Here is a 15,567-nt window from a genome sequence, read left to right as displayed (position 1 = left end):
TTTCGGCGCGCGGCGGAGCGGGATCGGCCGTTTCACCATTGGCCGCGCCTTCGCGCTCGCCGCCGCGGCGCTCGCGCTTTGCTTCTCTCCCGCAGGGGGTGGCGGGATCGACATCCAGTCGCTCCTCGCCGCCCTCGCCTTTGTCGCGCTGCTCTTTGCGGCCGGCGAAATCGCCCATCTTTCCGCCCCCAGCCGGAGTGCTGCCCGATGACCGGATTTTTCCTCGCTTCGCAAATCCTGCTCTGGATCGCCGTCGCGGTGCTCGGCGTGCTCGTCGCGGCGCTCGCGCGGCAGGTCGGTGTGCTCCACGAACGCATCGCACCCGCGGGCGCGCTGACGCTGCACCAGAAGGTGAATGTCGGCGACAGGGCGCCCGAAATGACCCTGCGGACGCTGGAAGGCAAGGAGGTTGCGATCGGCGGCAAGCGTCAGCGCCGCGGCCAGCTGATCTTCTTCCTCTCGCCCGATTGCCCGGTGTGCAAGACGCTGCTGCCGGTTGTCCGCTCGGCGAGCGGAGCCGAACGTGGCTGGCTCGACGTGGTACTCGCGAGCGATGGCGACGCCGCCGCACACCGCCGGCTGGTGATGGCCGAGGGGCTCGCCGGCTTCGACTATGTCCTGTCCGAAGATCTCGGCCGCAAGCTGGGCGTGTCGAAACTGCCTTACGCGGTGCTGATCGACGAGGAAGGCAACATCGCCTCGCTCGGCCTCGTCAACAATCGCGAGCATCTCGAAAGCCTGTTCGAGGCCAAGGAACGCCGCGTCGCATCGATTCAGGAATATCTCGCGCGCGGCTGATCGCGCACGCCGCGACAGGAAGGGGACGAATATGTCGGGACTGGACAAATTTTCGGAGAAGATGACGCGCCGCGTCGCGCGCGCGACGTCGCGGCGCAGCCTGCTGACGCTGATCGGCGGCGCGCTGACTGGTGCCGCGGTGATCCCGGTGCTGCCGGTGTCGCGCGCGCAGGCGCAAGGACACGGTCACGCGGGCGGCGGCGATCCGGTCGCGCCGCAGCCGACGGGCAATCCGCAAGACCCCGGTGACCAGACGCAGTGCGATTACTGGCGCTACTGCGCGATCGACGGCTTTTTGTGCAGTTGCTGCGGCGGCACGGCGAGCAGTTGTCCGCCAGGCACCGAAATGTCGCCGATCACCTGGATCGGCACGTGCCAGAACCCCGCCGACAACCGCGCCTATATCATCAGCTACAACGACTGCTGCGGCAAATCCTCGTGCGGACGGTGCCTGTGCAACCGCAACGAGCGCGACCGGCCGATGGTCCGTCCGCAGGCCAATAACGACATCAACTGGTGTCTCGGCACGTCGAGCGCGATCTACAATTGCTCGACCGCGGTGATCCTTGGTGTCGCGCTGGAGCAGCAGTGATGCGGCGACTCGCGATCCTTCTTTCGCTGGCCGGACTGGCAGCAGCCGGACCCGCGCTGGCCGCCGACGACGGTGCGACGATCTACAAGCGCTGCGCCGCGTGCCATCTGGCGAACGGCGCGGGGGTCCCGGGCGCATTTCCGCCGCTCAAGTCCGACGTGCGTGCGCTGGCTGGAACCCCTGCCGGGCGCCGCTATCTCGCGCTGGTCGTGATCCGCGGCGTGTCGGGACCGATCACGGTCGAAGGAAAACCCTATCGCGGGATGATGCCCGCGCAGGCCGGGCTCAATGATGCGCAGGTGGCGGCGGTGCTCAACCATGTGGTTCGCGGCGGATCGGCCAAAGCCTTCACCCCGCGCGAGATCGCCGGATACCGTGCGGGCAGTGCGGCGCTCAATTCTGCCGCCGTCGGCCGGTTGCAGCCGAGGGCCGGCGGCAAATGAAATGGCTGGCCGTATCCGCGCTGATCGTGGCGACCGGAGCGGCCGTGACGACCCCGGCGTGGAGCGGTCCGGAAGCGATCCCGGGCGTCGCGAATCCAGCGCGCGCGAAGCAGAACTGGATGCTCTCGTGTCAGGGATGTCACCGCGCCGATGCGACGGGGACACCGCAGACGACGCCGACGATGGCGGGGTTCGTCGCGAAGTTCCTGCAGGTGCCGGGCGGCCGCGAATATCTGGTGCAGGTTCCGGGCGTCGCGACCGCTGCGCTGTCCGACGCCGATCTGGCCGAGGTGGTGAACTGGTCGCTCGTGCGGTTCGATGCAGCGAACGTTCCGGCAGATTTCAGACCTTACACGCCTGCCGAAGTCGGACGCCTCCGGCTGAAGCCGCTGCGCGCAGAGGCGATGACGGTGAGGGCAGGCATGGTCGCCCGCTTCGTGCCCGACGAAAAACAACAGAAATAGGAACAGGGGAGGATTTTCGATGACCAAGGTAATCACCAGGGGAGCGGGGCGCCGCGCCGCATGCCCGCTGCTGGCCCTGCTGCTGGCGGGTGTCTCCACTCCGGCACTGGCGCAGGAAACCGCCGCCGAAGCCGTCGTGGCCGAAACCGTCGACGGCACCGATATCGTGGTCACCGCGCAGAAGCGGTCGGAACGCCTTCAGGACGTCCCCATCGCGGTCAGCGCGCTCGGCGGCGACTCGCTCGAACGCCAGCGGGTGACGCAGGCCGACGAGCTGGCGAGCAAGATCGTCAATCTCCAGCTCACCTCGACCGTCGGCGACAACACCCCGATCTTTGCGCTGCGCGGCGTGTCGATGTCCGATTACAGCCTCAACCAGGCGAGTCCCGTCGCGACCTATTATGACGAGGTGTACAAGGGCAATTTCGCCTTCCTCGGCGTCGCGATGTACGATCTCGAGCGCGTCGAGGTGCTGCGCGGGCCGCAGGGAACGCTTTACGGCAAGAACACCACCGGCGGCGCGGTCAACCTGATCAGCCGGACGCCAGTGCTGGGCGATACCGAGGGCTATCTCAATCTCGGCTACGGCAACTACAATCGCTACGAAGCCAATGGTGCGGTGAGTGTACCGCTCGGCGAGACATTGGCGGCGCGCGTCGCCTTCACCTTCGCGCGCGCCGACGGCTGGTTCAAGAACCAGCTTCCCGGCGAGCCCGATCTCGCGAGCGTACGCGAATATGGCGTCCGCGGCAGCCTGCTGTTCGAACCCAGCGACAGCGCGCGGTTCATTCTGCGCGCCTCGACGAGTTACCAGAACCCGCGCAACTATGGCATCTATGCGCAGCCCGAGGCGGTGAACCGCCCGGGGCTCGGCCGGCGCGAGATCGAGGCGAACGTCACTGACCGCCGCCGCGCGCGGACCTGGTCGGTGTCGCTGACCGGCACCGTCGATCTCAGCGACACGCTCGCGATCACCAGCGTCACCTCGTGGGACAAGGGGCGGCTCAATTTCTACGAGGATACCGACGGCACCGCGACCGAGCTGCTTGAAATCCCCTATACCGACCGGGCGACGCAGTTCGCGCAGGACCTGCGCCTGACGAGCGACTTCGACGGTCCGTTCAACTTCATCCTCGGCGCCTATTTCAATCGCGAGAAGGTCTACAACGAAACGACGTTCGAGATCGGCAAGGACATCGACTCCGACGGGCTGCCGGGCGTCACCGACGCCGATTGCGCGATCGGTTTCCCGCTGGGCTGCCTGTTCCGCAACAGCTTCGACCAGCTCAAGAAGAGCTATGCGCTTTATTCGGATGTGAGTTTCGAACTGACCGACCAGCTGACGCTGCGCGGCGGCCTCCGCTTCACGCACGACAAGGGGACGCAGAGCAATTTCGAGGCCAATGCCTTTGGCCCCAACGGCGTGCTCGTGATGAACCTGATCCCGCCGTCGCAGCTCGATTACAGCCAGGAGAATCTGTCGGGCAAGATCGGCGCCGACTACAAGATCAACCCCGACGTGATGGTCTATGGCAATTACAGCCGCGGTTACCGCGCTCCGAGCTTCAACGCGCAGGCCTTTTTCGATCCCTCCGAGCTGTCGGTTGCGGAAGCCGAAAAGATCGAAGCCTTCGAACTGGGACTGAAGAGCCAGTTCGCCGACCGCCGTGTCACGCTCAACATGGCGGCCTTTCATTATTCGTACAGCAACCAGCAGTTCATCAATATCGATCCCGCGACCGCGGCGCAGACGTTGCTCAACATCCCGCGCTCGCGCATCCTCGGCGGCGAGGCTGAACTGACCGTCCGCGCGACCGACATGCTGACGCTGCGCGCCGGGGTTGGCCTGCTCGATACCAAGATCAAGCGCGGCATCGTCAGCGGCGTCGATGTCCGCGGCAACAATCTGTCGAATGCGCCGAAGTTCACCTTCACCGGCGGGGTCGATGCGACGGTGATGGACGGTTCGAGCGGCAAGCTCAGCCTGCACGGCGACATCAACTATTCGTCGAGCCAGTATTTCGAGGTGCTCAACATCCCCCGGCTGAGACAGGACAGCTACGTCCTCCTGGCGGGGCATATCGACTGGGAGTCCGCCGACGGCCGCTGGAACGCCTCGGTGTGGGGAAAGAACCTCACCAACAAATTCTACTTCACCTCGCGCGTCGACCTGCTCGCGGGCTTCGGTTTCGACTATAACCATGTCGGGACTCCGCGAACTTATGGCGTGACCGTGGGCGTGAAATTCTGATCGGAGAGAGGCATGTCTGATTATAAGATGCTGATCGGCGGACGGCTGGTCGATGGCGATCACGCGATGGATGTAATCAACCCTGCAACCGAGGCGGTTTTCGCGACCGTCGCGCGCGCGTCCGAACGGCAGGCCGACGAGGCGATCGAGGCGGCGGCTACCGCCTTTCCGGGCTGGGCGGGGGTGCCGCTGGTCGAGCGGCAGGCGAAGGTGAGCCAGCTCGCCGACGCGATCGTCGCGAATGCCGACAGGCTGGCGCGCGCGCTGACGCAGGAACAGGGCAAGCCGCTTGCCGAGGCGCAAGGCGAGATCGCATGGGCCGAGGGCTATTTGCGGCATTATGCGACGCTCGAAATCGCCGAGCGGACGATCCAGGACGACGCGGCCGGGCTGGTTCAGGTTCGCCGCAAGCCACTGGGCGTCGTCGCCGGCATCATCGCGTGGAATTTTCCGCTGCTCGTCGCCTGCTGGAAGATCGGCCCGGCGGTGATCGCGGGCAATACTATCGTGCTCAAGCCCGCGCCGACGACGCCGGTGACCGCGCTGATGCTGGGCGAGCTGTGCCGCGATATCTTCCCCGCAGGCGTGGTCAACATCATCACCGACGCCAATGATCTTGGCGGCTATCTCACCGCCGATCCGCGGATCGCCAAGGTCGGCTTCACCGGGTCGACGGCGACGGGCAAGAAGATCATGGCAAGTGCCGCCGACGGGCTGAAGCGGCTGACGCTCGAACTTGGCGGCAACGATCCGGGGATCGTGCTCGACGACGTCGATGTGCGCGAGACGGCACAGGGCATTTTCAACGCCGCCTTTCTCAATTGCGGGCAGGTGTGCCTCGCGATCAAGCGCGCCTATGTTCACGACAGCATCTATGACGCGATGTGCGAGGAACTGGCGCGGCTCGCCGAGGCAGCGGTGGTCGACGACGGGCTGGCGCAGGGCGCGCAGATCGGGCCGATCCAGAACAAGGCGCAGTATGAGAAGGTGAAGGCGTTTCTCGACAGCGCGCGCAGGGACGGCACGATCGTCGCGGGCGGCGAGGTGATCGACCGCGCGGGCTATTTCCTGCGCCCGACGATCGTGCGCGACGTCACCGACGGCGACGCGATCGTCGACGAGGAACAGTTCGGCCCGATTCTTCCGGTGATCCGCTATTCGGATATCGACGATGTCGTCGCGCGCGCCAATGCGTCGCCTTACGGCCTCGGCGCCTCGGTGTGGTCGCGCGACGTGGACCGCGCGGTCACCGTGGCGAACCGGATCGAGAGCGGGTCGGTGTGGGTCAACCAGCATGTCGCGATCGGGCCGCATATCCCGATGGCGGGGGTCAAATCGTCGGGGTTGGGCGTCGAGCAGTCCGAGGAAGGGCTGGCCGAATATACCCAGCTGTCGGTGATCAACGTGGCGCGCGGCGGATGAGCGAGGCTTTCGAATGGAGTCCGCCGACGCATTATAATTTCGCGCGCGACGCGATCGACCGGCTTGCGAGCCAAAGGCCGCACGATCGCGCGATGCTGTGGACCGATGCCGCGGGCGCGGTGATCGACCGCAGCTTCGCCGAGCTGTCGGACCATGCCGCGAAGGCCGCGGCGGTGCTGAAGGCGGCGGGCGTCGGGCGCGGCGATACGGTGCTGATCCTGATGTCGCGCGAAATCGAGTGGTGGGAACTGATGCTGGCCTGCCTGCGTCTGGGGGCGATCGCCTCCCCCGGCACGATCCAGTTGACGCCGAAGGACATCGCCTATCGCTGCGAAGCGGCCGATGCGCGCTGTATCGTTGCCGGGGTCGATGTTGCGCCGCGCGTCGACGAGACGCCGGTCGATGCCGCGATCCCGCTGATCCACATCGGCGGCGCCCGTCCGGGGTGGGTCGACTATGGCGCGGCGAAGGCGGCGGCCGCACCGCTCGCCGACATCGCCGACACCGCATTCGACGATCCCGCGCTCTGCTATTTCACCAGCGGGACGACCGGCCAGCCGAAGATGACGATCCATGGCGCGGGCTATCCGCTTGCGCACGAGATCACCGGGCGGTTCTGGCTCGACCTCGGTCCGGGCGATCTGCACTGGAACATGTCGGACACCGGCTGGGCGAAGGCGGCGTGGAGCAGCCTGTTCGCACCCTGGCTGATGGGCGCGGCGATCTTCGTCAACCACGCGCCGGGGTTCGACCCTGCCGCCACTATGGACCTGCTCGAACGCTTTCCGGTGACCACGCTGTGCGCGCCGCCGACCGCTTATCGCATGTTCGTGCGCGCCGATCTGGAAGGCCGGTCCTTCGCACATCTGCGCCACTGCGTCAGCGCGGGCGAGCCGCTCAATCCGGAGGTCATCGACCTGTGGAAGAAGGCGACCGGGCTCGATATCCACGACGGATACGGGCAGACCGAAACGGTGCTGCTCTGCTGCAACCGCGCCGGTGCGGCGCGGCAGGGGGCGATGGGGCGGCCGACCCCGGGCATCGATCTCGCGGTGATCGGGCACGACGGCGCAATATTGCCGCCGGATGAGGAAGGCGACATCGCGTTGCGGGTCGGCGCGGGGAGGCCACCGGGCCTGTTCCTCGGCTATCGCGGCGATCCCGATCGCACTGCGAGCGTATTTCGCGATGGCTGGTATCTGACCGGCGACCGCGCGACGGTCGATGCCGACGGCTTCTTCTGGTTCGTCGGCCGCGCCGACGACGTGATCCTCTCCTCGGGCTATCGCATCGGGCCGTTCGAGGTCGAAAGCGTCTTGTTCGAGCATGAGGCGGTTGCCGAGAGCGCCGTCGTCGCAAGCCCCGATCCGACGCGCGGCGAGGTCGTGAAGGCGTTCGTCGTCCTGGCGGCGGGACACCGGCCGTCGGACGATCTTGCGAGGGCGCTGCAGGAGCATGTGAAGGCGGCGACCGCACCGTATAAATATCCGCGCCGGATCGAATTCGTGGGCAGCCTGCCCAAAACGGTGAGTGGCAAGATCCGGCGCAAGGAATTGCGCGACGCCGAATTCGGGAAGGCCGACGCATGACTGACAGCTTCGTTCGCGGTGACGACAGCCGCGCCCTCATCGAAATGACGATCGGCGAATGTTTCGATCAGACGGTGCTGCGCCACCCCGACGGCGAAGCACTGGTCGTCCGGCATCAGGATGTGCGCTGGACGTGGAGCGAGCTGAAGGCGCGCGTCGATGCGGTGGCTGCGGGGCTGATCGAACGCGGGCTGAAACCCGGCGACCGCGTCGGCATCTGGGCGCCCAATTGCGCCGAATGGGTCATCGTCCAGTTCGCGACCGCCAAGGCGGGACTGATCCTCGTCAACATCAATCCCGCCTATCGCATCGCCGAGGTCGAATATGCGCTGAACAAGGTCGGCTGTGCCGCACTGATCCTCGCGCCCTCGCACAAGAGCAGCGATTATGTCGCGATGATCGGCGAGCTTGCGCCCGAGCTGGCAGCGGCGACGCCGGGGATGCTGCAGGCGGCGCGGCTGCCCGGCCTGCGCCTTGTCGTCGTGCTGGGTGAAGCCGGACATGCAGGCTGCCTGCCCTTTGCGGTACTGGCCAGCGACAACACCGCTGTGCTGTCGGACATCCGGCTCGATCCCGGGATGGCGGTGAACATCCAGTTCACCAGCGGCACCACCGGTTTCCCCAAGGGCGCGACGCTGTCGCACCGCAGCATCCTCAACAACGGGGCGTTCGTCGGCGCGCGGATCGGGCTTTCGACCGCCGACCGGCTGTGCATCCCGGTGCCGCTCTATCATTGCTTCGGCATGGTGATGGGCAATCTGGCGTGCACGGTCCACGGCGCGACGATGGTCTATCCGGCCGAAGCCTTTGACCCGCAGGCGGTGCTGGAGGCGGTGGAGGCCGAGCGCTGCACTGCGCTCTACGGCGTACCGACGATGTTCATCGCGGCGCTGGCGCATCCCGAATTCGACCGTTTCGACCTGTCGTCGCTGCGCACCGGGATCATGGCGGGATCGCCGTGCCCGATGGCGGTGATGCGCGAGGTGATCGACCGGATGCATATGGAGGCGGTCACGATCGCCTACGGCATGACCGAGACCAGCCCGGTCAGTTTCCAGAGCGATATGGACGATCCGCTCGACCTGCGCGTATCGACCGTGGGGCGCGTCCAGCCGCATCTGGAGGTCAAGCTGATCGACCTTGCGGGCGACGTCGTGCCGCGCGGGCAGACGGGCGAGCTTTGCACCCGCGGCTATTCGGTAATGCTGGGTTACTGGGACGATGCCGAGAGGACGGCGGAGGCGATCGATGCCGAGGGCTGGATGCACACCGGCGACCTCGCGGTGATCGACGATGCGGGCTATTGCCGGATCGTCGGACGGATCAAGGATCTGGTGATCCGCGGCGGCGAGAATATCTATCCGCGCGAGATCGAGGAGTTTCTGCTGACGCACCCGGGCATCGCCGATGTCCAGGGGGTCGGCATTCCCGATGCCAAATATGGCGAGGAACTGTGCGTGTGGATCATTCCGCGGGCCGGCGCTGCGCTGACCGAGGACGAGGTGCGCGCGCATTGCCGGGGCCGCATCGCCCATTACAAGATCCCGCGCCACATCCTGTTCGTCGACGCCTTTCCGATGACGGTCACCGGAAAGGTCCAGAAGTTCGCGATGCGCGAACAGATGTTGCGGATTCTGGAGGATGGGCGAAAACGCGCCGGTTGAAAAGAGCGAGAGGCGCGGGCGATCACCCCAGTCCGGGAAGGTCGAGCCCCTTCTCGCGGGCGCAATCGATCGCGATATCGTAGCCCGCGTCAGCGTGGCGCATCACGCCGGTGCCGGGGTCGTTCCACAGCACGCGTTCGAGCCGCTTCGCCGCTTCGGCGGTGCCGTCGGCGACGATCACCATGCCGCTGTGCTGCGAATAGCCCATGCCGACGCCGCCGCCGTGATGGAGCGACACCCAAGTCGCGCCCGATGCGGTGTTGAGGAGGGCGTTGAGGAGCGGCCAGTCCGACACCGCATCGCTGCCGTCGCGCATCGCTTCGGTCTCGCGGTTCGGCGAGGCGACCGAGCCTGAATCGAGATGGTCGCGGCCGATCACGACAGGCGCCTTGAGTTCGCCTGATGCCACCATCTCGTTGAAAGCGAGGCCGAGCCGGTGGCGATCGCCGAGCCCGACCCAGCAGATGCGCGCGGGCAGACCCTGAAACCGGATCTTCTCGCGCGCCATGTCGAGCCAGTTGTGCAGGTGCTTGTTGTCGGGAAGCAGCTCCTTCACCTTGGCGTCGGTCTTGTAGATATCCTCGGGATCGCCCGACAGCGCTGCCCAGCGGAACGGACCGATGCCGCGGCAGAAGAGCGGGCGGACATAGGCGGGGACGAAGCCCGGGAAGTCGAAGGCATTTTCGACGCCCTCGTCCTTCGCCATCTGGCGGATATTGTTGCCATAGTCGGTCGTCGGTACGCCTGCGGCCTGCAGGTCGAGCATCGCCCGCACATGGACGGCCATCGACGCCTTGGCGGCCTTGGCGACCGCGGCGGGATCGCTCTCGCGCTTCGAAAACCACTGGTCGAGCGTCCAGCCCGCAGGGAGATAGCCGTTGACAGGATCGTGCGCCGAGGTCTGGTCGGTGAGCAGGTCGGGGCGGATCCCGCGGCGGACCATCTCGGGCAGGATCTCGGCGGCGTTGCCGAGCAGGCCGACCGACACCGGCGCGCCCTCGGCATGGCTCGCCTCGATCATCGCGATCGCCTCGTCGATGCTCGATGCCTGTTTGTCGAGATAGCCGGTGCGCAGGCGCATTTCGATGCGGCTCGGCTGGCATTCGATCGCGAGGCAGCTCGCGCCTGCCATCACCGCGGCGAGCGGCTGCGCGCCGCCCATGCCGCCGAGCCCGGCGGTGAGCAGCCAGCGGCCGGCAAGGCTGCCGCCATAATGCTGGCGGCCCATTTCGACGAAGGTTTCGTAGGTGCCCTGAACGATGCCCTGGCTGCCGATGTAGATCCAGCTGCCTGCGGTCATCTGGCCGTACATCATCAGGCCCTTTTTATCGAGCTCGTGGAAATGCTCCCAATTCGCCCATTCGGGGACGAGGTTCGAATTGGCGAGCAGCACGCGCGGGGCGTTTTCGTGCGTGCGGAACACGCCGACGGGCTTGCCCGACTGAATGAGCAAGGTCTCGTCGCCCTCGAGCCGTTTCAGCGTCTCGACGATCCGGTCATAGCTTTCCCAGTCGCGCGCGGCGCGGCCGATGCCGCCATAGACGACAAGCTCGTGCGGTGCCTCGGCGACGTCGGGATGCAGATTGTTCATCAGCATCCGCATTGGCGCTTCGGTGAGCCAGCTTTTCGCGCTGATCTCGGGGCCGGTCGCGGGACGGATCACGCGGCTGTTGTCGAGACGGGTCATGAATGTCCTTTCGCAAAGTCGAGGGTCGCGGCGATCACCTGCTCCAGCACCGGCCGGATCGCGGGGGAGGGGTCGATGGGGGACGGCCAGTTGGCGTGGGAGATCGCGTCGGGCTCGGCCATATAGCCGCGCTGCGCTAGTTCCATCTGGATCGCGTGGATGCCCTCGTCAGGGCGGCCGTAGTGGCGTGTCGTCCAGCCGCCCTTGAAACGGCCGTTGACGACATGGCTGCGGCCGCTCGCGGCGCAGACATTCGCGACGATTGTTTCGAGTTCGGCTGCGCAGGTCGAGCCACCGTTGGTGCCGATGTTGAACTGCGGCAACTCGCCGTCGAACAGCCGCGGGACATGGCTGCGGATCGAATGGGCATCATACAGGACCACCCTGCCGTGCGCGGCCTTCAGTCGGTCGAGTTCGGTGGTCAACGCGTCATGATAGGGGCGATGATAAAGGTTCAGGCGCTGGGTGATCTCAGCCTCATCGGGTTCGCCGAAGCGGTACAATGCCTCGCCGTCGAAGGTCGTCGTCGGACACAGATCGGTCGTTGCCTGTCCGGGGTAGAGCGACGCGCCCGACGGATCGCGATTCATGTCGATCACGCTGCGCGAAATATCGGTGGCGACCAGCGTCGCGCCGAGATCGGCGGCGAAGGCGTAAAGGTCGGCGATCCACCAGTCGGTGTCGATCTGTGCGTGCCAGGGCGAGACGAACTGCTCGTCGAGGCCCGCGAGACCGGTCCCGCCGTGCGGGAAGGCGATAACGAGCGGCGCTTCGCCGCGGTGGACGCGCAGCCAGTCCATCAGCCGAGACCCGGCAGGCTGGCGGGCACCGCCGCGACGAGGCTGCCGGTGCGGATCAGCGTGGTCGCGGCTTCCATGTCGGGATGGAAGTGCCGGTCGTTTTCGAGGGTCGGCACCTCGGCGCGCAGATGCTGGTGCGCAGCCTCCAGCGCGTCACTCGACTTCAGCGGCGCATGGAAATCGATGCCCTGACACGCCGCGAGCAGCTCGATCCCGATCACCGCGCTGGCATTATCGGCCATGTCGAGCAGGCGGCGCGCGCCGTGTGCGGCCATCGAGACATGATCTTCCTGATTGGCTGACGTGGGAATGGAGTCGACGCTGGCGGGGTAGGCGCGCTGCTTGTTCTCGCTGACCAGCGCGGCGGCGGTGACCTGCGGGATCATGAAGCCCGAGTTGAGGCCGGGGCGCGGGGTGAGGAAGGCGGGCAGCCCCGAGAGCGCGGGATCGACGAGCATCGCGATGCGGCGCTCCGAAATCGATCCGATCTCGCACAGCGCAATCGCGATCATGTCGGCGGCGAAGGCGACGGGTTCGGCGTGGAAATTGCCGCCCGACAGCGCCTCGTCGGTGTCGGCGAATATCAGCGGATTGTCCGACACGCCATTGGCTTCGATGCCGAGCGTCGTACCCGCCTGCCGCAAGAGGTCGAGCGCGGCGCCCATCACCTGCGGCTGGCAGCGGAGGCAATAGGGATCCTGCACGCGCGGATCGTCGACCGCGTGCGAGGCGCGGATCGCCGATCCTGCCATCAAGCCGCGCAACGCATCGCCGACCTCGCTCTGGCCGACATGGCCGCGCAACGCGTGAATGCGCGCATCGAAGGGGGCGTCAGAGCCTTTCGCGGCCTCGGTCGAGAGCGCGCCGGTGACGAGAGCAGACCGGAAAATGGTTTCGGCGCGGAACAGGCCGGCAAGCGCGTTGGCGGTCGAGAATTGCGTACCGTTGAGCAGCGCGAGGCCTTCCTTGGGGCCGAGATCCAGCGGAGCGAGACCGGCCTCGGCGAGCGCATCGGCGGCGGGCAGCGTCTTGCCGCCGACGTCGATCGCGCCGACGCCGATCATCGCGGCGGCCATATGCGAGAGGGGCGCGAGATCGCCGCTCGCGCCGACCGAGCCCTGCGACGGGACGACCGGGGTGAGGCCTTTCGCCAGCATCGCCTCGATCATCGCGACCGTCGTGCGGCGGACGCCCGAGGCGCCCATGCCGAAGCTCGCGAGTTTCAACGCCATCATCAACCGGACGATGGGGGCCGGCGACGGCGCTCCCGTACCCGCGGCGTGGCTGAGCACGATATTGCGCTGGAGCGTCGCCAGATCGTCGTCGGCGATCCGCACGCTCGCGAGCTTTCCGAAACCGGTGTTGATGCCATAGACGGGGGCGCCTTTCGCGACGATGCGCGCGACTGCGGCGGCGCTCGCGTCGATCGCGTCCCATGCACCGGCGCTCAGTTCGGCGCTCGCGCCTTCATGGATTTCGCGCCAGTCGGCGAGCGTCATATGCCCGGGCTCGATAATCATTGTCCGTCCTTGATGCGTTGGTGAAGCGGGTTGAAGCCGATGCGGTAGACCAGCTCGGCAGGGTCGCTGACGTCCCAGATCGCGAGGTCGCAGGCCTTGCCGGCCTCGAGCGTGCCGACCTCGGCGGAGAGGCCGAGCGCCGCGGCGGCGTTCACGGTGACGCCGCGCAGTGCCTCGACCACCGTCAGCCCGAACAGGGTCGCGCCCATGTTGAGCATGAGCAGCAGCGAGGTCGTCGGCGAGGTGCCAGGATTGTTGTCGGTCGCTAGCGCGATGCGGGTGCCATGACGCCGCATTGCATCGATCGGTGGCAGTCTGGTCTCGCGCATGAAATAATAGGCGCCGGGGAGCAGTACGGCGACAGTACCGGCTTCGGCCATCGCGCGGACGTCGTCCTCGGTCGCATGTTCGAGATGATCGGCCGACAGCGCGCCGTGACGCGCGGCGAGCGCGCTGCCGTGGAGCGCCGACAATTGCTCCGCGTGGAGCTTGACCGCGAGACCGTGCGCCTTCGCGGTTTCGATTACGCGCTCGCATTGCGCTGGCGAGAAACCGATGCCTTCGCAAAAGGCGTCGACCGCGGTCGCGAGCGGCGCGGCGGCGGGGATCATCTCGCCCACGACGAGGTCGATATAGGCGTCGCTGTCGCCCTTATATTCGGGGGGCAGGGCGTGGGCGCCGAGGAACGTCGGTTCGACGCGGATGTTCCGCCGCCCGGCGAGAGCGCGCGCGGCGCGCAGCATCTTGAGTTCGTCTTCGGCCGACAGGCCGTAACCCGACTTGATCTCGATCGTCGTGACACCCTCGGCAATCAGCGCGTCGAGGCGGGGGAGGGCGCTTGCGACCAATTGAGCCTCGCTGGCCTCGCGCGTCGCGCGCATTGTCGAGACGATGCCGCCGCCCGCGCGCGCAATCTCTTCATAGGTCGCACCTTCGAGGCGCATCGCCCATTCGTTTGCGCGGTTGCCGCCGTGAACGAGGTGGGTGTGGCAGTCGATCAGCCCCGGGGTGACCAGCCGGCCTGCGCAGTCGGTTGCCTTTGCCGCTGTCGCCGGCGCGCCGCCGGCCGGCCCTGCATAGACGATGCGGCCGTCCTTCGCCGCCACCACGCCATCGTCGATCAGGCCGAGGGCGTCGTCGGCCATCGTTGCGAGTCGGGCGTTCGTCCAGAGCTGTTCCATCTGGACTATGTCGTCCGAACGTCCCATTATGTCTAGACATAATATGGAGGCTTGGATGGCGTCTTACTGGTTCCAGCGTGCCTGGATCGACAATCGATGGCAACAGGATGTGCGGCTGACCGTAGCGGACGGGCGGATCGCGACGCTCGAAACCGGCGCCGCGCCGGAGGCGGCCGACGAACGCCACGCGGCGGCGCTGCCCGGGCTGTGCAACGTCCATAGCCATGGTTTCCAGCGCGGCATGGCGGGGCTATCCGAACGCCGCAGCCGTCCCGACGACAATTTCTGGAGCTGGCGCGAGATCATGTACCGCTTCCTTGACAGGCTGACGCCCGGGGATGTCGCGGCGATCACCGCGCAGGCCTATGCCGAGATGCTCGAAACCGGATTTACCCGCGTCGGCGAGTTCCACTATCTCCATCATGATCCGGCGGGGGTGACCTACGCCGACCCGGCCGAGATGGCGGGCGCGATCGTCGCAGCATCGGACGCGAGCGGGATCGGGCTGACGCTGTTGCCCGTCTTCTACGCCCACGGCAATTTCGGCGGCGTCGCGCCGAGTACGGGCCAGCGCCGTTTCCTGTCCGATATCGACGGCTTCGCGCGATTGCTGGACGGGGCGCGCGCGAAGCTCGCGGGCGACGCCACTATCGGGATCGCGCCGCATTCGCTGCGCGCCGTGGCGCCGGACGAACTCGCCGCGCTGCTCGAGCTGTCACCGGCGGGTCCCGTGCATATCCACGCGGCCGAGCAGGTAAAGGAAGTCGAGGATTGTCTGGCATGGAGCGGCGCGCGGCCGGTCGAATGGCTGCTCGCCAATGCTCCCGTTGACGCGCGCTGGTGCCTTATCCATTCGACGCATGTCGAACCGGCTGAATATCGGGGAATGGCGGCTCGCGGCGCGGTGGCGGGGCTTTGCCCGGTTACCGAGGCCAATCTCGGCGACGGAATTTTCCCGGCCGCCGACTATCTGGCCGCGGGCGGGCATTTTGGCATCGGGACCGACAGCAACATCCTGATCGATGCGGCGGGGGAGCTTCGGGCGCTCGAATATTCACAGCGGCTCGCGCATCGCGCGCGGGCCTTGCTGGCGAGCGAGGAAGCGCCCTTCGTCGGCGCCAATCTCTACGCCCGGGCGCTGGCCGGCGGCGCCCGG

The 15,567-nt window shown here is 66.8% G+C and carries 14 protein-coding genes; 10 read left to right on the top strand and 4 right to left on the bottom strand.

Annotated features, from left to right (window positions below; genetic code table 11):
- The 9 genes from VN047_RS14875 to VN047_RS14835 all read left to right on the top strand — a co-directional run.
- The coding region (locus VN047_RS14875) for a hypothetical protein (protein ID WP_325543973.1) at positions 1–211 on the top strand (211 nt) is incomplete at its 5' end.
- Positions 208–798: a redoxin family protein gene (locus VN047_RS14870; RefSeq protein WP_325543972.1), complete on the top strand. Its 591-nt coding sequence runs from the start codon at positions 208–210 to the stop codon at positions 796–798. The genes VN047_RS14875 and VN047_RS14870, both read left to right, overlap by 4 nt.
- Before the next feature lie 31 nt (positions 799–829).
- On the top strand, positions 830–1,390 hold the full coding sequence (locus tag VN047_RS14865; protein ID WP_325543970.1) for a methylamine dehydrogenase light chain: 561 nt from the start codon (positions 830–832) through the stop codon (positions 1,388–1,390).
- Entirely contained in the window at positions 1,390–1,833 is a 444-nt protein-coding gene (locus tag VN047_RS14860; protein WP_325543975.1) for a cytochrome c, read from the top strand. The genes VN047_RS14865 and VN047_RS14860 overlap by 1 nt, the downstream gene beginning before the upstream one ends.
- Positions 1,830–2,297: a cytochrome c gene (locus tag VN047_RS14855; protein ID WP_325543968.1), complete on the top strand. Its 468-nt coding sequence runs from the start codon at positions 1,830–1,832 to the stop codon at positions 2,295–2,297. Before VN047_RS14860 ends, VN047_RS14855 begins: the two co-directional genes overlap by 4 nt.
- Positions 2,298–2,316: 19 nt before the next feature.
- The gene (locus tag VN047_RS14850) at positions 2,317–4,548 is read left to right on the top strand and encodes a TonB-dependent receptor (protein ID WP_325543965.1); all 2,232 of its coding nucleotides are present in this window, start codon (positions 2,317–2,319) and stop codon (positions 4,546–4,548) included.
- Between the two features lie 12 nt (positions 4,549–4,560).
- Complete coding sequence (locus tag VN047_RS14845; protein ID WP_325543963.1) at positions 4,561–5,970, top strand: aldehyde dehydrogenase family protein; 1,410 nt, start codon at positions 4,561–4,563, stop codon at positions 5,968–5,970.
- Positions 5,967–7,559, top strand: coding sequence for an AMP-binding protein (locus VN047_RS14840; RefSeq protein WP_325543962.1), 1,593 nt, complete (start codon positions 5,967–5,969; stop codon positions 7,557–7,559). The genes VN047_RS14845 and VN047_RS14840 overlap by 4 nt, the downstream gene beginning before the upstream one ends.
- On the top strand, positions 7,556–9,223 hold the full coding sequence (locus tag VN047_RS14835) for an AMP-binding protein (RefSeq protein ID WP_325543960.1): 1,668 nt from the start codon (positions 7,556–7,558) through the stop codon (positions 9,221–9,223). Before VN047_RS14840 ends, VN047_RS14835 begins: the two co-directional genes overlap by 4 nt.
- 22 nt (positions 9,224–9,245) lie before the next feature.
- Here VN047_RS14835 and hutU read toward each other — a convergent pair whose 3' ends face one another.
- From hutU to hutI, 4 genes are read right to left on the bottom strand one after another with little or no spacing between them, the layout of a single operon-like run.
- Positions 9,246–10,910, bottom strand: a complete 1,665-nt coding sequence (hutU, locus tag VN047_RS14830; RefSeq protein WP_325543958.1) for a urocanate hydratase — start codon at positions 10,908–10,910, stop codon at positions 9,246–9,248.
- Positions 10,907–11,710 (bottom strand): N-formylglutamate deformylase, encoded by an 804-nt coding sequence (gene hutG / locus VN047_RS14825; RefSeq protein WP_325543957.1) that lies wholly within the window; start codon positions 11,708–11,710, stop codon positions 10,907–10,909. Before hutG ends, hutU begins: the two co-directional genes overlap by 4 nt.
- Complete coding sequence (gene hutH / locus VN047_RS14820; protein WP_325543955.1) at positions 11,710–13,230, bottom strand: histidine ammonia-lyase; 1,521 nt, start codon at positions 13,228–13,230, stop codon at positions 11,710–11,712. The genes hutG and hutH overlap by 1 nt, the downstream gene beginning before the upstream one ends.
- Entirely contained in the window at positions 13,227–14,438 is a 1,212-nt protein-coding gene (gene hutI / locus VN047_RS14815; protein WP_325543953.1) for an imidazolonepropionase, read from the bottom strand. The genes hutH and hutI overlap by 4 nt, the downstream gene beginning before the upstream one ends.
- 28 nt (positions 14,439–14,466) lie before the next feature.
- Here hutI and VN047_RS14810 point away from each other — a divergent pair.
- Positions 14,467–15,567, top strand: a 1,101-nt coding sequence (locus VN047_RS14810) for a formimidoylglutamate deiminase (protein WP_325543951.1), incomplete at its 3' end; no start/stop codon positions are given.

Source organism: Sphingopyxis sp. (assembly GCF_035565275.1).
Classification (GTDB): Bacteria; Pseudomonadota; Alphaproteobacteria; order Sphingomonadales; family Sphingomonadaceae; genus Sphingopyxis.
The sequence above is the reverse complement of the archived record's forward strand: the minus strand, read 5'-3'. Positions and strand labels throughout refer to the sequence as shown.